General features: G+C 71.7%; 15 protein-coding genes and 1 pseudogene. 8 read left to right on the forward strand and 8 right to left on the reverse strand.

The annotated features are described in order from the left end of the window. Nucleotides 1-60 precede the first annotated feature (60 nt). On the forward strand, nt 61-1,041 hold the full coding sequence (locus AC4OXY_RS26310) for an NAD(P)H-quinone oxidoreductase (RefSeq protein ID WP_356025994.1): 981 nt from the start codon (nt 61-63) through the stop codon (nt 1,039-1,041). Nucleotides 1,042-1,111: 70 nt separating this feature from the next. On the opposite strand, the gene AC4OXY_RS26315 is transcribed toward AC4OXY_RS26310, so the two are convergent. Beyond that, the gene (locus tag AC4OXY_RS26315; protein ID WP_491991158.1) at nt 1,112-1,849 is read right to left on the reverse strand and encodes a hypothetical protein; all 738 of its coding nucleotides are present in this window, start codon (nt 1,847-1,849) and stop codon (nt 1,112-1,114) included. Nucleotides 1,850-2,023: 174 nt separating this feature from the next. Between AC4OXY_RS26315 and AC4OXY_RS26320 the strand changes: the two genes are divergently transcribed. Next, complete coding sequence (locus AC4OXY_RS26320; protein WP_491991159.1) at nt 2,024-2,566, forward strand: bacterial proteasome activator family protein; 543 nt, start codon at nt 2,024-2,026, stop codon at nt 2,564-2,566. A 212-nt stretch (nt 2,567-2,778) separates the two neighbouring features. Here AC4OXY_RS26320 and AC4OXY_RS26325 read toward each other — a convergent pair whose 3' ends face one another. Continuing rightward, nucleotides 2,779-4,422, reverse strand: a complete 1,644-nt coding sequence (locus AC4OXY_RS26325) for a protein kinase domain-containing protein (RefSeq protein ID WP_376287946.1) — start codon at nt 4,420-4,422, stop codon at nt 2,779-2,781. Between the two features lie 343 nt (nt 4,423-4,765). On the opposite strand from AC4OXY_RS26325, the gene AC4OXY_RS26330 reads away from it, so the two are divergent. Beyond that, a complete protein-coding gene (locus AC4OXY_RS26330; protein WP_362820693.1) occupies nt 4,766-6,442 on the forward strand; it encodes a protein kinase domain-containing protein in 1,677 nt (558 codons plus the stop codon). An 83-nt stretch (nt 6,443-6,525) separates the two neighbouring features. Here AC4OXY_RS26330 and AC4OXY_RS26335 read toward each other — a convergent pair whose 3' ends face one another. Together AC4OXY_RS26335 and AC4OXY_RS26340 are read right to left on the reverse strand one after the other, a co-directional pair. Beyond that, nucleotides 6,526-7,506 carry a phosphotransferase gene (locus AC4OXY_RS26335; protein WP_356026005.1) on the reverse strand — a complete coding sequence of 327 codons (981 nt, stop codon included), beginning with the start codon at nt 7,504-7,506 and terminating at the stop codon, nt 6,526-6,528. Between the two features lie 155 nt (nt 7,507-7,661). Next, nucleotides 7,662-7,904, reverse strand: coding sequence for a hypothetical protein (locus AC4OXY_RS26340; protein ID WP_491991160.1), 243 nt, complete (start codon nt 7,902-7,904; stop codon nt 7,662-7,664). A gap of 307 nt (nt 7,905-8,211) precedes the next feature. On the opposite strand from AC4OXY_RS26340, the gene pdhA reads away from it, so the two are divergent. Genes pdhA through AC4OXY_RS26355 form a run of 3 tightly spaced genes read left to right on the forward strand, consistent with a single transcriptional unit; the run spans nt 8,212 to nt 11,849 of the window. After that, nucleotides 8,212-9,462 carry a pyruvate dehydrogenase (acetyl-transferring) E1 component subunit alpha gene (pdhA, locus tag AC4OXY_RS26345; protein ID WP_356026007.1) on the forward strand — a complete coding sequence of 417 codons (1,251 nt, stop codon included), beginning with the start codon at nt 8,212-8,214 and terminating at the stop codon, nt 9,460-9,462. Between the two features lies 1 nt (nt 9,463). Continuing rightward, complete coding sequence (locus AC4OXY_RS26350) at nt 9,464-10,441, forward strand: alpha-ketoacid dehydrogenase subunit beta (protein WP_356026009.1); 978 nt, start codon at nt 9,464-9,466, stop codon at nt 10,439-10,441. A gap of 10 nt (nt 10,442-10,451) precedes the next feature. Then, nucleotides 10,452-11,849, forward strand: a complete 1,398-nt coding sequence (locus AC4OXY_RS26355) for a dihydrolipoamide acetyltransferase family protein (RefSeq protein ID WP_356026012.1) — start codon at nt 10,452-10,454, stop codon at nt 11,847-11,849. Between the two features lie 82 nt (nt 11,850-11,931). Here AC4OXY_RS26355 and AC4OXY_RS26360 read toward each other — a convergent pair. Next, nucleotides 11,932-12,477 (reverse strand): annotated as a pseudogene (locus AC4OXY_RS26360) (DNA-binding protein); the annotation flags it as partial. Between AC4OXY_RS26360 and AC4OXY_RS26365 the strand changes: the two are divergent. Both AC4OXY_RS26365 and AC4OXY_RS26370 read left to right on the forward strand, forming a co-directional pair. Then, on the forward strand, nt 12,443-12,673 hold the full coding sequence (locus tag AC4OXY_RS26365; RefSeq protein WP_491994823.1) for a hypothetical protein: 231 nt from the start codon (nt 12,443-12,445) through the stop codon (nt 12,671-12,673). The pseudogene AC4OXY_RS26360 and the gene AC4OXY_RS26365 overlap by 35 nt on opposite strands. Nucleotides 12,674-12,830: 157 nt before the next feature. Next, the gene (locus AC4OXY_RS26370; protein WP_491991161.1) at nt 12,831-13,646 is read left to right on the forward strand and encodes a hypothetical protein; all 816 of its coding nucleotides are present in this window, start codon (nt 12,831-12,833) and stop codon (nt 13,644-13,646) included. 7 nt (nt 13,647-13,653) lie between these two features. Here AC4OXY_RS26370 and AC4OXY_RS26375 read toward each other — a convergent pair whose 3' ends face one another. The 3 genes from AC4OXY_RS26375 to AC4OXY_RS26385 all read right to left on the reverse strand — a co-directional run bounded on the left by AC4OXY_RS26375 (nt 13,654) and on the right by AC4OXY_RS26385 (nt 16,095). Further along, a complete protein-coding gene (locus AC4OXY_RS26375; RefSeq protein WP_491991162.1) occupies nt 13,654-14,682 on the reverse strand; it encodes a DUF1648 domain-containing protein in 1,029 nt (342 codons plus the stop codon). Next, the gene (locus AC4OXY_RS26380) at nt 14,679-15,026 is read right to left on the reverse strand and encodes a GntR family transcriptional regulator (RefSeq protein WP_356026019.1); all 348 of its coding nucleotides are present in this window, start codon (nt 15,024-15,026) and stop codon (nt 14,679-14,681) included. Before AC4OXY_RS26380 ends, AC4OXY_RS26375 begins: the two co-directional genes overlap by 4 nt. A gap of 157 nt (nt 15,027-15,183) precedes the next feature. Continuing rightward, nucleotides 15,184-16,095, reverse strand: a complete 912-nt coding sequence (locus tag AC4OXY_RS26385) for a D-alanyl-D-alanine carboxypeptidase family protein (RefSeq protein WP_356026021.1) — start codon at nt 16,093-16,095, stop codon at nt 15,184-15,186. Nucleotides 16,096-16,258 lie beyond the last annotated feature (163 nt).

Here is a 16,258-nt window from a genome sequence, read left to right on the forward strand (position 1 = left end):
GGGCGCACGTCTGGGGAGCCTGCCCGGGACAGGGCACCCACGGGGAGTAGCGTCACCGGCATGCATGCGATCACGATTCCCGAACCTGGTGGTCCCGAGGCGCTGGTGTGGGCGGAGGTCCCCGATCCGGTGCCCGGCGAGGGCGAGGTGCTGGTCGAGGTGGTGGCCAGCGCCGTCAACCGTGCGGACGTCCTGCAGCGGCAGGGCTTCTACACCCCGCCGCCCGGCGCCTCGCCCTACCCCGGCCTGGAGTGCTCCGGCAGGATCGCCGCGCTCGGCCCCGGCGTCTCCGGCTGGGCCGTCGGCGACCCGGTGTGCGGACTGCTCGCGGGCGGCGGCTACGCCGAGAAGGTCGTCGTACCGGCCGGGCAGCTGCTGCCCGTGCCCGAGGGCATCGATCTCACGCGGGCGGCCGCGCTGCCCGAGGTGGTCTGCACCGTCTGGTCCAACGTGTTCATGATCGCCCACCTGCGGCCCGGCGAGACGCTGCTCGTGCACGGCGGCTCCAGCGGCATCGGCACCATGGCCATCCAGCTCGCCAAGGCCGTCGGTGCCAAGGTCGCGGTGACCGCCGGGACGAAGGAGAAGCTGGAGCGCTGCGCCGAGCTCGGCGCGGACATCCTGATCAACTACCGCGAGCAGGACTTCGTCGCCGAGGTCAAGCAGGCCACCGGGGGTGCCGGGGCCGATGTGATCCTCGACAACATGGGGGCGAAGTACCTGGAGCGCAACGTCGACGCGCTCGCCGTCAGCGGCCGGCTCGCCATCATCGGCATGCAGGGCGGGGTGAAGGGTGAGCTGAACATCGGCGCCCTGCTCGCCAAGCGGGCCGCGATCAGCGCGACCTCGCTGCGCGCCCGGCCGCTCGGCGAGAAGGCGGCCATCGTGGCCGCCGTACGGGAGCACGTGTGGCCCCTCATCGCCTCCGGACACGTCCGTCCGGTCGTCGACCGCGAACTTCCCATGCCGGAGGCGGCCGAGGCGCACCGGGTCCTGGAGGCCAGCGGTCACGTGGGCAAGGTGCTGCTGGTGGCGCCGTAGGGAGCGGTGCCCGATCGACGCGCCCGCGCGGCTGGACACCTCGCCGCGCCGGTGCGGCCACCCGCCGCCGTCAGCCCCTGCGGAGTCTCAGGCCGAGGAACGCCAGGCCCAGGCCGATGAGGACCAGGCCGCTGCCCAGCGGGAGGAGCTGGAGCACCGGCTCGGCGGCGCTCTCGCCCTGGGGGGCGGCGTGGCGGGCCGGGGTCCGGTCGAGACCGGCCTTGCCGGAGGCCTCCGGGGCCGTCGGCGTCACGGCGGGGAGGTCCGCGGTCTCCGGCTCCTCCGCCCGGCCCGTGCCGGGGGCCCGGGTGGGCACGGGGGCGTCGCCGCCCTCCACCTCGGCGGCGGGCCCGTCCGGCCGGCCCGGCCGCAGCCGCCCCTCGCCCGCCAGGCTGCCCGCCCGGGTCGGGTCGGCGGCCCCGGGGTGGTACGAGGCGGAGGCGGAGTCGGAGGGCATGGGGACGGGCGAGGCGGCGGCGCTGGGGGAGGCCCGGTCACCCCGGTCACCGTGATCCGGTGCCTCCGGCCGGTGCCCCGGGCCCTCCGGCCGGCCACTGACCGAGCCGTCCGAGCCGCCGGAGCCGTTCGGCTGAGCCGAGTGGCCGGGATGCTTCGCGTGACTGGAGCCGGAGCCGGAGCCGGAGTGGTGTGGGCGGTTCTGGCCGGCCGCGGTCCCGGGGCCGGGGTCGGCCGCGCAGGTGGGCAGGGCGTACGCGGTGCCGGTGCCGTACGCCGGCAGGGCCGCCGTCACGGCGAGGGCGAGCAGCAGGCGTACGGAGCGGAGGATGAGTCGCAGCCATGGAGTCACGTCGGTGACCTCCCGGAGCCCGGATGCGGTGATCGATGGATGACCGACAGAAACAAGCCTCACATTCATTGACAATCAGGGCATTTCAGAATGCTCCGTCGGGTCGAAACGGTGGATCACTCCCAGGAGGGGGCACCACGGTGGTGAGGTATACGGGTGCGAGAGAATGGCGGCATGGAGATGCCGAGGAACGAACGGTCGCCGGAGAATCCTCAGATCCTTGTCGTGGGCCAGGACGGAATGGCGCTCGGCGGCGGCAACGGGGACGAGGACTCCCGCGAGATCCCGGTGACGGAGCAGGTGGAACAGCCGGCCAAGGTCATGCGGATCGGCAGCATGATCAAGCAGCTCCTGGAGGAGGTGCGCGCGGCTCCTCTGGACGAGGCCAGCCGGGTCCGGCTGAAGGAGATCCACGCCAGCTCGGTGAAGGAGCTGGAGGACGGCCTGGCGCCGGAACTGGTCGAGGAACTGGAGCGGCTCTCCCTGCCGTTCAACGACGACGCCACCCCGAGCGACGCGGAACTGCGGATCGCGCAGGCGCAGTTGGTGGGCTGGCTCGAAGGCCTCTTCCACGGGATCCAGACGACGCTCTTCGCCCAGCAGATGGCCGCGCGGGCCCAACTGGAGCAGATGCGCCGCGCGCTGCCGCCCGGTGTCACGGGCTACGAGGGCGACGACCCGCACGCAGGCGGCCGAGCAGGCGGGCCGTACCTGTGACGACCGGGCTGTACCTGTGACGAGCGGCCCGCATCCGTGACGACCGGCCCGCACCCGCGAGGATGCGGGCCGCACCCGTGACGATGCGGCCTGTACCGCGAACGGCCGGGGCCCGGCACGGAAAGTGCCGGGCCCCGGTCTTCGTTCCGCCGAACCGTTGCCGTCGTCGAGGAGAAGCGAGAAGCGTCAACTTCTCTCAGTTCGCGGCGATTTCAGGCGGGATTGCCGTTCGACACCTTCAGCTGGATGGTGCCCGCGTTCTTCGGGTCGACGGGCGTTCCCGCGGCGGGGAACTCGTCCAGCACTGTGCCGTCCCCCCAGGTGTTGTCGTTCACGGGCGTGACCTCGTAACTCCAGCTCGCGGCCTGCAGACACGCCTTCACCGAGTTGATGTCCTTGTACCGGAAGTCCGGCAGCTCGACCTTCTTCGTGTCGTTGTAGGCCTCGGTCGGCTCGGTGCACTTGGTCTTGTCGATGACCCGGGTGGTGTCGGGGCCGCGGTAGCCCGCCTGGTGCGAGGTGGACGCCGAGGCGCTCGCACCGCCGCCGCCCGCGTTGCCGTCGTTGCCGCCGCTGTTCAGGGTCAGCGCGACGATCAGGCCGACGACCGCGACCAGCGACACCGCGATCGAGCCGATGATCACCGGCTTGTTGCCCTTGCCGCCGCCGGAGCCGGCGGTGTGCGCGGCCGTCTGGGCGGTCGGCGCCGTGACCCCGTACGGCGGCGGGGTCGGCGCCTGCGCGGCCTGCGGGGCGTAGCCCGCCGGGGGCGGTGTCTGGTAGCCGCCCTGCTGCGGGTAGCCGTAGGCGGCCGGGGCGGGGGTCTGCGGCGCGCCGTACGGACCCGGCTGGTACGGCGTCTGCACGGGGCCGGGGGCCGACTGGGCGCTCTGGTCGACCGGCGGGAACACCGCGGATCCGACGCCCGAGCCGCTCTGCGTCGCGGTGCCCGGCACGATGCTCGGCGCGGCCGCCTGGAAGGAGGCGGCGACGCGCAGGCACTCGTCGCGCATGGCCTCGGCGGTCGGGAAGCGCTCGTTCGGGTTCTTCTTCAGCGCGCGGGCGACCAGCGCGTCCACCGCCGGCGGCAGGGACCGGTTGATCGTGGAGGGCGCGACCGGCTCCTCCTGCACGTGCGCGTACGCGATGGCGAGCGGCGAGTCCGCGTCGAACGGCAGCCGTCCGGTGACCAGCTGGAACAGCATGATGCCGACGGAGTAGAGGTCCGAGCGGGCGTCCACGCCGCGGCCGAGGGCCTGCTCCGGCGAGAGGTACTGCGGGGTGCCGACGACCATGCCGGTCTGGGTCATCGAGGTGACCCCGGACTGCATGGCGCGGGCGATGCCGAAGTCCATGACCTTGACCACACCACGCTTGGTCACCATCACGTTGCCCGGCTTGATGTCGCGGTGGACCAGCCCCATCTCGTGGCTGATGTCCAGCGCCGCCAGCACGTCGGCGGTGACCTTGAGGGCCTTGTCGGCGGGCATCGCGCCGTACTGCCGGACGTCCTCGTCGAGGACCGAGCCCAGCGGACGGCCCTCGACGTACTCCATGACGATGTACGGCATGGCCGTGCCGCCGAGATCGTCCTCGCCGGTGTCGAAGACCGAGACGATGTTGGTGTGCGTGAGCTTGGCCACGGCCTGGGCCTCGCGGCGGAAACGCTCACGGAACGCCTGTTCCCGGCCGAGCTCGGTGTGCAGTGTCTTGATCGCGACCTGGCGGTCGAGCACGGCGTCGTACGCCAGGTGCACCGAGGCCATGCCGCCCTCGCCGAGCAGGTCCCGCAGCTGGTAGCGGCCGCCCGCGAGGGCCTGTCCCGCATACCGGCCGTGCGCGCCGTCCTGGCTCATCTCTCCCCGTCCCCCACCGGCCGTCCGGCACCTTCGCTCATCGCAGGGCCTTGATCGAACGTGTCATTACCGGCCAAGTCTGCCCCAGGGCACTGACACGTCAAGCTCGGTGCCCGTTCCGTGACCGTACGCGCAAGAAGCGTCGCGCAAGCGTTACAGGGGGCGTACGACCGGCACACAGAATTTGCACGACAGCGCGTGCTAGAGGTTTCATGGCCGGTCACGCTCGTGGCTGGTCCCGGTTCCCGTTCCGAACCGGTGGCCCCCACGAAGGCTGTAGCGTGGCCGACGGAGACCGTGACAACACCGCGCGCACCGCGGGCAGAAACGACGGCGAGGACTGATGGCACAGACGCAGCGCGCCCAGGGCCCGTCCGACCCCGAGGCGAGTGGCGGCGGCATGTCGGACGCGCCGGAGTTGTGGGGCAACGGCGGGCTCGTCGGCGACGGCCGCTACCGGCTGACCCACCGGCTGGGCCGGGGCGGCATGGCCGAGGTCTTCGCGGCCGAGGACGTCCGGCTGGGCCGGACCGTCGCGGTCAAGCTGCTGCGCGCCGACCTGGCCGAGGACCCGGTCTCCAAGGCCCGCTTCACCCGCGAGGCACAGTCCGTCGCCGGCCTCAACCACCACGCGATCGTCGCCGTGTACGACTCCGGCGAGGACTTCGTGGGCGGCCAGTCCGTGCCGTACATCGTGATGGAGCTGGTCGAGGGCCGCACCATCCGCGACCTGCTGATGAACGCCGAGGCGCCGGGCCCCGAGCAGGCCCTGATCATCGTCTCCGGCGTGCTGGAAGCGCTTGCCTACTCGCACCAGCACGGCATCGTGCACCGCGACATCAAGCCGGCCAACGTGATCATCACGAACAGCGGCGCCGTCAAGGTGATGGACTTCGGCATCGCGCGTGCGCTGCACGGCGCCCAGTCGACGATGACGCAGACCGGCATGGTCATGGGCACGCCGCAGTACCTCTCCCCGGAGCAGGCGCTCGGCAAGGCCGTCGACCACCGCTCCGACCTGTACGCGACCGGCTGCCTGCTGTACGAACTCCTCGCGCTGCGGCCCCCGTTCACCGGTGAGACCCCGCTGTCGGTGGTCTACCAGCACGTCCAGGACATGCCGATCCCGCCCTCGCAGGTCACCGACGGCTGCCCGCCGGAGCTGGACGGCCTGGTGATGCGCTCGCTCGCCAAGGAGCCGGACGACCGGTTCCAGACGGCCGAGGAGATGCGCGGGCTGATCCAGTACGGCCTGCAGATGCTCTACGAGGCGGGCGGCCACACCGGCACCTGGAACACCGGCCCGGTGCAGTCGCACGACGGCCGGCACACCCCGGCGGGCGGCTTCACGGGGACGACCGCGATGCAGCACCCGGGCGACTTCGGCCCCGGCACCGCGCAGATCCCGCAGCCGATCCTGCCCTCCCGGTACGGCAACGGCGACGACGGCGGCTTCGAGGGGCACGGCAACAGGGGCGGCGGGCGCGGCAAGCTGTGGATCGTCGCGGTCCTCGCGGTGATCGCGATCGCGGCGGGCGTCGCGTTCGCGCTGAACAACGCGGGCGGCAGCGGGAAGACCGGCGGCGACACCCATCAGACGACGACGCCCTCGCAGTCCACGACGGACGACTCGACGTCCCCGTCGCCGTCGGACAGCACCTCCGACCAGCCGACCGGCTCCAGCACGGACAACGGCTCGGACACCGGCTCGGGCGGCACCGGCTACACCCCGACGGATCCGCAGACCACGCAGTCGCAGACCACGCGCCCGACGGATCCGCAGACCACGCCGTCGCAGTCCACGGGCACGAGTACGACCAATGGCGGCACGACCAACGGTGGCACGACCAACGGCGGGACGACCAACGGTGGCACGACCAACGGTGGCACGACCAATGGCGGCACGACCAACGGCGGGACGACCAACGGTGGCACGAACGGCGGGACGACCACCGGCACCACGAACGGCGGCACGGACGCGGGCGTGACGTCCGGCGTGACGGGCGACCCCACCGCTTGAAGGACACCTCCGGCGCCCGTGGCCGCATCCCCGTGACGGCCTCCCCGTGAGCCGACCGGCGCCCGGGGCGGGCGCGGGCGCCGTCAGCCGGTGAACGCCTCGCAGACGGCGTCGTACTCCCGCGTCCACCACACCACGAGCGCCGACGCGGCCGGGAACTGACAGTCCGCGCGCGTGTCACGGCGTTCGTAGTGCCAGCGCAGCATCCAGAAGTCGTTCAGCCGCTCCCACCACACCCGGTGCACGGCCGCCGACAGCTCCGAGGGCGTGGCCCCGGCCGCGCGCCGGTACGCGCGCGCGTAGGCGCGTACTTTCGGCAGGTCCAGGGCGCCCGCGGGGCGTACGAAGAAGATCACCGCGGCGCGTACGGCCTCCTCCGCGCGGGGCTGCACGCCGAGCCGGTCCCAGTCGACGATGGCCGCGGGCACGCCGTCCTTGTAGAGCAGGTTGAACGGGTGGAAGTCGCCGTGCACCCAGCCCACCGAGCCCCCGCGCGGGGGGCGCCGGTCCGCGTGCTGCTCCAGGAGCGCGCGGCGTTCCAGGAGCCGGTGCCGGGCCAGCTCGTCGAAGGCGTCGGCGGGACGGTGGCGGCGGACCCGGCCGAGCAGGTCGTCGATGAGGTCGAAGGTGTCGTCCGGGTCGGCGCTCTCCACGGGATGGGGGCTCGTGGCCGGACGGGTGCGCCCCTTGGGCGGCATCACGCGCTCCAGGCAGGCGTGCACGGCGCCCAGGACCGCTCCCAGGCGCGCGCTCTCGGGCCGGGTGAGCTGGCCGCCGTGGCGGTGCCGGCCGTCGATCCAGGGGTGCAGGGCGTAGGCGTGGCCGCCGACGACGGCGACCGTACGGCCCTCGCGGGACGCGAGCGGCACGGGGACGGGGACGCCCAGGTCGGCCAGGCGTCGGGTGGCCAGGTGACGGCGCTCGATGGCGGCCGGGTCGGCCGTGTCGGGGTCGAAATGGTGCTTCAGGAAATAGCTGCCGCGGGTGGTACACACCCGGTATGCGCGATTGAGGAGGCCCTGCACGACCGGTTCACAGGTGAGAGCGCTACCGGCGGAGTACATGCGGAGCAAGTCGCCCAGAGGGGGCGCTTGGGGTACGAGGGGTGGTACACAAGAGCGCGGCACGCCGCAGATGCTAGGGCACGAAAAGCGCCCGTGAGCTGGGCGTTGTCACAAGCAGTCGACGATGATCGCTTTCGGTCACGCGCCAGGCTTTATCAGAGATTTCCGTCGCTTCCGCTCTTTTCCACCTGCCTGCCGAGCTTGGAAAGCGGACGCGAAACGTAATTCTTGATCGTCTTCTCGGCGGGATGCAAGGCGGGATGCAAACGCTCGCCGATCCGGAGCGGCTCGCTGCCGGGGATCGCCTCCCGGCGCACCTCGGCCCCGCTGCCGTCCGGCGGCCATCGAGGAGAAATGCCACGATTTTTCCGCCCTCGTGCACGGAAGGAGTCTCCCACGCAAACTCTTCCCGTGACCTGGGTGCGCGGGATAACGTGCGCTTGCTCCGGCCTTTCGCGAGGCTGTGACCAGCACGCTTCTCCCTCCCTTCGACTTTACTTGGAAATCCAAGCAAAGTCGCAGGTCAGATGGGGTTTCACAGAAATGTGAGGCACTGGGTAACGTGTTGGTTGCAGGGCGCTCGCCGGGGCACCTGTCACGCCTGTTCCCGGCCGAGTGGCACCCACCCCGTGCCCCGTGGTCGAAACAGGTGAGCCGCACTGGCCTACCGGCAACCCCGGGGGCCGGAACGACGGAGGAGCACACGTGACCGTGGACAGCAGTGCCGCGCGCCAGCCGCGACGCAGCGCCGCAGACAAGGCCGGCAAGACCGGTACCGGAGCGAAGTCCGGCAGGTCCGGCACCGCGTCCGGAGCCACCGGTACCCAGCGCACCACCCGCACCACCCGTACCGCCGCGAAGAAGAGCGCCGAGCCCGAGCTCGTCCAGCTCCTGACGCCCGAGGGCAAGCGGGTCAAGAACGCCGAGTACGACGCCTACGTCGCCGGCATCACCCCCGAAGACCTGCGCGGCCTGTACCGCGACATGGTGCTCACCCGCCGCTTCGACGCCGAGGCCACCGCCCTCCAGCGCCAGGGCGAGCTGGGCCTGTGGGCCTCCCTGCTGGGCCAGGAGGCCGCCCAGATCGGCTCCGGGCGGGCCACCCGCGAGGACGACTACGTCTTCCCGACCTACCGCGAGCACGGCGTCGCCTGGTGCCGCGGGGTCGACCCGACCAACCTGCTCGGCATGTTCCGCGGTGTGAACAACGGCGGCTGGGACCCCAACAGCAACAACTTCCACCTGTACACGATCGTCATCGGCTCCCAGACGCTGCACGCCACCGGCTACGCGATGGGCATCGCCAAGGACGGCGCGGACAGCGCGGTCATCGCCTACTTCGGCGACGGCGCCTCCAGCCAGGGCGACGTGGCCGAATCGTTCACCTTCTCCGCGGTCTACAACGCCCCGGTCGTGTTCTTCTGCCAGAACAACCAGTGGGCGATCTCCGAACCGACCGAGAAGCAGACCCGGGTGCCGCTCTACCAGCGCGCCCAGGGCTACGGCTTCCCCGGCGTCCGCGTCGACGGCAACGACGTGCTGGCCTGCCTCGCGGTGACCAAGTGGGCGCTGGAGCGCGCCCGCAGGGGCGAGGGCCCCACCCTGGTGGAGGCGTTCACCTACCGGATGGGCGCCCACACCACCTCGGACGACCCCACCCGCTACCGGGCCGACGACGAGCGCGTGGCCTGGGAGGCCAAGGACCCGATCCTGCGCCTTCGCCGGTACCTGGAAGCCTCAAACCACGCGGACGAGGGATTCTTCGCGGAACTCGAGGCCGAGTCCGAGGCGTTGGGCAAACGAGTGCGCGAAGTGGTCCGTGCCATGCCCGACCCGGATCATTTCGCCATCTTCGAGAACGTGTACGCGGACGGGCACGCGCTCGTCGACGAGGAGCGCGCCCAGTTCGCCGCCTACCAGGCGTCGTTCGCGGACGCATCTGAAGGGGGTCACTGACATGGCCGAGAAGATGGCGATGGCCAAGGCCATCAACGAGTCGCTGCGCCGTGCCCTGGAGACCGACCCCAAGGTCCTGGTCATGGGCGAGGACGTCGGCAAGCTCGGCGGTGTGTTCCGGGTGACCGACGGCCTGCAGAAGGACTTCGGCGAGAGCCGGGTCATCGACACCCCGCTCGCGGAGTCCGGCATCGTGGGCACCGCGATCGGCCTGGCCCTGCGCGGCTACCGCCCGGTGGTGGAGATCCAGTTCGACGGCTTCGTCTTCCCCGCCTACGACCAGATCGTCACCCAGCTCGCGAAGATGCACGCGCGCTCGCTGGGCAAGGTCAAGATGCCGGTCGTCGTCCGCATCCCCTACGGCGGCGGCATCGGCGCGGTCGAGCACCACTCCGAGTCCCCCGAGGCGCTCTTCGCGCACGTGGCGGGCCTGAAGGTGGTCAGCCCCTCCAACGCCTCGGACGCGTACTGGATGATGCAGCAGGCCATCCAGAGCGACGACCCGGTGATCTACTTCGAGCCCAAGCGCCGCTACTGGGACAAGGCCGAGGTGGACGTCGACGCGATCCCCGCGCCGCTGCACAGGGCGCAGGTCGTCCGCGAGGGCACCGACCTGACCCTGGCGGCGTACGGCCCGATGGTGAAGCTGTGCCAGGAGGTCGCGAACGCGGCTGCCGAGGAGGGCAAGTCCCTGGAGGTCCTGGACCTGCGCTCGGTCTCCCCGCTGGACTTCGACGCGATCCAGACGTCCGTCGAGAAGACCCGTCGCCTGGTCGTCGTCCACGAGGCGCCGGTGTTCCTCGGTTCCGGCGCGGAGATCGCCGCCCGCATCACCGAGCGCTGCTTCTACCACCTGGAGGCCCCGGTGCTCCGGGTCGGCGGCTACCACGCCCCGTACCCGCCGGCCCGCCTGGAGGAGGAGTACCTGCCGGACCTGGACCGCGTGCTCGACGCCGTCGACCGCTCGCTGGCGTACTGAGGAGAGGTTCGTGACGACGATGACGGAAGCGTCCGTACGCGAGTTCAAGATGCCGGACGTCGGCGAGGGACTCACCGAGGCCGAGATCCTCAAGTGGTACGTCCAGCCGGGCGACACGGTCACCGACGGCCAGGTGGTGTGCGAGGTCGAGACCGCCAAGGCGGCCGTCGAACTGCCCATCCCCTACGACGGCGTGGTCCGCGAACTGCACTTCCCCGAGGGCACCACGGTCGACGTGGGCACGACCATCATCGCGGTGGACGTGGCGGGCGGCGCGCCGGCCCCGACGCAGGCGGAGCCCGTGGCGCCGGCCGAGGCCCCGGCCGAGGAGGCGAAGCCGGAGGGCCGCCAGCCGGTCCTGGTCGGCTACGGCGTGGCGACGTCCTCCACCAAGCGCCGCCCCCGCAAGGGCTCCGAGGTCACGGTCCCGGCACCGGCCCAGGCGATCCAGGCGGAGCTGAACGGCCACGCCGCCCCGGCCGTGGACAGGCCCCGCCCGCTGGCCAAGCCGCCGGTGCGCAAGCTGGCCAAGGACCTCGGCGTCGACCTGGACACGGTCACCCCGTCCGGCCCCGACGGCGTCATCACGCGCGAGGACGTCCACGCGGCGGCCACGCCCGCGACGGCCGCACCGGCGACCGCCACTCCCGCTGCTACCGCCGCCCCCGTGACGCCGGCGCCGGCTCCCGTGGCGTCGTACGACACCGCGCGCGAGACCCGCATCCCCGTCAAGGGCGTCCGCAAGGCGACGGCCACGGCGATGGTCGGCTCGGCGTTCACGGCGCCGCACGTCACGGAGTTCGTGACGGTGGACGTGACGCGCACGATGAAGCTGGTCGAGGAGCTGAAGCAGGACCGCGAGTTCCAGGGCCTGCGGGTCAACCCCCTGCTGCTGATCGCCAAGGCCCTGCTGGTCGCCGTCAAGCGCAACCCGGACATCAACGCCTCCTGGGACGAGGCCGCCCAGGAGATCGTGCAGAAGCACTACGTCAACCTGGGCATCGCCGCGGCCACCCCGCGCGGCCTGATCGTGCCGAACATCAAGGACGCGCACGACAAAACGCTCCCGCAGCTGGCCGGGGCCCTCGGCGAGCTGGTGGCGACGGCCCGCGAGGGCAGGACGTCCCCGGCGGCGATGCAGGGCGGCACGATCACCATCACGAACGTCGGCGTCTTCGGCGTCGACACCGGCACGCCGATCCTCAACCCCGGTGAGTCGGCGATCCTCGCGATCGGCGCGATCAAGCTCCAGCCGTGGGTCCACAAGGGCAAGGTCAAGCCCCGCCAGGTCACCACGCTGGCGCTGAGCTTCGACCACCGCCTGGTCGACGGCGAACTGGGCTCCAAGTTCCTCGCGGACGTGGCCGCGATCCTGGAACAGCCGAAGAGGCTGATCAGCTGGGCGTGACGCCGCTGAGTGGTTAATCTTCGGAGTCGAGGGAGGACGGCCGCAACATCGACTTGCGGCCGCCTTCCCTGCTGCCAGGAGCTCACCGGTTCAGCGCGTACACCGGCGCCCCGTCCTCGGCCCCGCCGTGAGGGCGGATGCAGGCGTGCCGCCGCCGCAGCAGCTGTAGGCACTCATTGACACGCCGCACCGAGAGCCCCGTCCGGGCGGCGATGGATTCGAGGGGCTCGCGCAGTTCGCCCTTGTCCACGAGAACGGGGGCGATGACGACGGCCACGGCCCACACGTCCTCCGTCACGGACAGCCGCTGCCGCCAGTCCGCCAGGACGGATGCCGTCGTGGGCAGAGCCGTGGAAGCGTCCGGCGGCGGGACGGGACGGCCGAGGGCCAGGAGGTCGAGGCGGTCGGCGATGCGTTCCATCGCCCGGACCATGGCCTGTTGCACGGCCGGCGCGGCCTTCTGCGTGGCGAGCAACTCCCGCTGCACGACCACTGATTCGCGCTGTGCGATCGCAAGCTCCTCGTCCACCTGAAGGTTGTGCGCCTCCAGCCGGACGATGGCCTCCGCCACCTGCTCCGGCATGGCGTAGGCGATGGGAGCACCGGGTTCGGCGGGCTGCACCTCGGCCCTGCTGTGCGCCGGTGCCGGGGGCGCGGTGGCGGGCTGGGCGGCGGCGCGGGGCTGCGCCGGCGTGCTCGGGGACGGCACGGCGGGGGCGGCCCTGGCGACCGTGGCGGGCACGCTCGCCCTCGCGCTCGTCTTCCTTCTGCTGGCGCGGCTGCTGAAGGTCGGCGAACTGCGGCGGCTGCCGGGACTCCGCTGACCTCGGCCCCTCCAACAGGCCGTCCCAGCAGGTGTTTTGTGCGGATCCCCGACGTCGCCTCAGGGTGTGTTCAGGACGTTGCCTCAGGGGTTCCTCAGGGTGGAGTGGGGGGTGTCACGGATAGTGACGGAGCGGCCGCCGGCGGGACGCTGGTGCCATGAAGAAATCGACTGCCGCCCGCCCCGGTTCCTCTCCTTCCGCTCCCCCTGCTCCCCCTTCTCCTTCCTCTCCGGTCCGCCGTGTCGCCGCCGTCGCGGGCGCCGCCGTCCTCGCCGGTACGGCGGCGGTGTGCGCGCCGGCTGCCGCGTACGCCGCGCCCCGCGCCGCTCCCCCGTCCGCGTCCACGACCGACTTCAGCGACTGCCCATCCCTTCCCGACGGCGTCGACCCGGCCCGCTGGAGATGCGAAGTGCACACCGCGGCACCGCGGTTGACGATGGGAAAGGTCACGGTGGCGTTCGCCCCCATCACCTTGACGCACGCAGAGGGTCCGATGCCGGACGGTGTCAACGGGCAGGTGTGGGGCGCGATGCACAGCACGCCGACCGCTGTACCGGGCGGACTGACCGGCACCCCCGCGGGCGATCGCACGGCGGCCCTGGGACTGGCGATACAGGCGGAGTACGGCGGCTGGTTCGACGCCTACACCGGCCGGTTCAGCCTCCGCTTCCGGCTCCTGAGCCCGCTGCTGCCGCACGGGTGCGCCGTCGGGGCGAGCGCCCCCGTCGACTTCCAGCTGAAGCGGTCCGGCCCTTCCACGTGGATCTCCCAGGACCCGCCCGTGATCGCCTTCTCGGCGTACGACGACACGTTCACCGCCCCGGCCGCCGAGGACTGCGGCCCGCTCACCGGCCCCCTCAACCACCGGCTCGGCGTGCCGGCGGCCAAGGGAAACCTGATGACCTACGACGCCGTGTACACCTTCAAGACCTACGACCAGCTCGCGGTGAAGGAGGGCCGACGTCTGCGCTGAGACCGCTTCATCCGATGCCCGCTCGGTCCCGTCGGCGCAGGGCGTTCAGCAGGGCCGCGCCGCGCTCGGCGTCGTCCACGCTGACCGCGAAGTCGCTGCGGCGGCCCCGGGGGCGTACGACCAGACAGTCGCCGGCGCGGAGCATGACCGTCGTGCCGTGGCCGCTGAGGCGGTAGCCCCAGCCGCCGACCTCGGACGGGCGGCGCTGCTCGGCGCGGGCGGACTCGATGGCGGCGGGGGACCAGCGGCGGGCGGGCCAGCCGAGGGGGCCGAACGCCACCTCCAGACCCGCTTCCGACACCTTCGCGCGGACCGAGGAGAACACGCCGCCGGCCAGGGCGATGACGCCGCAGACCGCGAACACGGGCCACAGGGCCTCAGGGCTCGCCAGGCCGACGCCGAGGGCCACCAGTGTGCCGGCGGCGACCAGGCATGCGGCGGCGGACAGCAACTGGAGCCAGGGGTTGGCCGCGTGGGAGAACCACGCCAGCCGTTCGCCCTCGGGCAGGTCCAGCTCGGGCGGTGCGATGGCGGGCGTGGCGGAGGCGACGTGGACGGCGATCCGCCAGGCGACGGCGAGGGCGGCCCCCGTCAGGGCCAGGATCAGCACGATGGCCCAGACCGGCTGGCGGGCCTCGTGCCAGTCCGTGCGGTCGAGGTTGGCCCGGACGACGGACGCCTGCGCGCCGACGAGGACGGTACCCGTGGGGGCCAGGACGAGCCCCCGCCAGGGGCGGGCGCCCGCCCGCGCACGGCGCCGGCTCAGGGACACCGCGAGGGCGATCAGCAGCCAGATCCCGGCCGGGAACACGGCGGCGGCCCACAGCGGCATCGACCCGTCGGGGGCGGCGTCGCCGCTCCAGTGGGTGGCCAGGCGGCCGGGGAGCCGGCCGTGGGCGGCCCAGGGCAGGCCCGCGAGCAGTGCGGCGACGGCCGCGACGCACGCCGCGGTGCCCCAGCGGGGGGCGTGCCCACCGCGCCAACCGCTGTGCGCGGCCGGACCGCTGCCGTTCTTCATGTCGTCCCCGTCCGTCATGAGATCCCCCGGATCATGTCGATGAGGTCGGTGCGGCTGTAGCCGAGCCGGGAGGCTTCGGCGACCAGTTCCCGCACCCTGAGCTGCAGTCCGGACCGCCGGTCGGCCCCCTCGGCCACGGTGATCCCGCGGCCCCGGCGGAACTCCAGCAGGCCCTCGTCCCGCAGTTCGCGCAGGCCGCGCAGGACGGTGTTGACGTTGATGTCCAGGGCCTCGGAGAGATCGCGGGCGGAGGGCAGCCGGTCACCGGCGCGGCACTCGCCCTCGGCGACGGCCCGCCGGATCGCCGCCGCGACCTGCTCGTGCAGGGGGCGGGTGTCGGTCTTGTCCAGACGCAGCAGCATGGTGCTAATGACACTAGCACCATTCACTTCATCTCATGTCACCGGGCATCGTCCAGGTGGTGTCCGTGTCCGTGTCCGTGCTCCGGCCCGCGTCCGGGAACGGCAACGGGCCCGCCGCTGGTCGCGACGGGCCCGTGGATGTCTGTCCGACCAGGCGTCAGCCGAGCTTGGTGAAGCCGTAGGAGAGGAGCTTCTTGGCGTCCGACTCGCGCTGCGCGATGGACGAGGAGGCGAGGACGGTGCCGATGACCGTCTTGCCGTTCCGGGTCGCGGCGAAGACCAGGCAGTACTTGGCCTCCGGGCCGGAGCCGGTCTTCACGCCGATGGTGCCGCTGTAGCTGGAGAGCAGCGTGTTGGTGTTGGTCCACGTCTGCATCGTGCGGGTGCTGCCGGTCTTGGTGATCGTCTTCGCGGTGTACGCCGTCGTCTTGACGATCGCCCGGAAGGTGGCGTTCTTCATCGCGCTGCTGGCGATCTTCGTCAGGTCGCGCGGCGTCGAGAAGTTGTTGCCGTTGCCGATGCCGTCGAACGAGTCGAAGCTCGTGTTCTTCAGCCCAAGGCTCTTGGCGGCGCTGTTCATCTTGCCGATGAAGTTCTTCACGCGCGCGTCGCGCGTGGTGCCGGAGCCGTAGGTGTCGGCGAGCGCGTAGGCGGCGTCGCAGCCGGACGGCAGCATCAGGCCGTACAGCAGCTGGCGGACGGTGACCTTGTCGCCGACGATCAGGTGGGCCTGGGAGGCGTTGTTCTTGACGACGTAGTCGCTGTACGCCTTCTGGATCGTCACCTTCTTGTCGAGGTTGAGGTTCGACTGGGCGAGCACGACCTTGGCGGTCATGATCTTGGTGGTGGATCCGGTGGACCGCTTGGTGTCCGCGGCCTTGGTGTAGAGCGACGCGCCGTTCGCGTTGTTCATCACGTAGCCGCCGGCGGCCACGATCGAGGGCGCCGTGACGGCCTGCGCGGGCACCGCGGTGAGGGCACCGGTCGCGAGCAGCGCGCCGGAGGTGACGGCGACGGCGGCGCCTCTGCGGATACGGGTCCTGCGGGTGCCGTGAATGCCGGTAATCAAAGTGAAGTACCCCGATTGTCTTGAATGCCCCTGAAGCGCGGCCGAGTTGAGGTGGCAAGAGTGGAGGGCCGCACACGTGTGACACGTAAGTAGCACACAAGGTTGTGCGGTTGCTGCCCGGGGATCTCGGTCTCGTCCGGATCGTGGACGCCGGCGCCGCATG

The sequence above is a fragment of the Streptomyces sp. HUAS MG56 genome, from assembly GCF_058673395.1.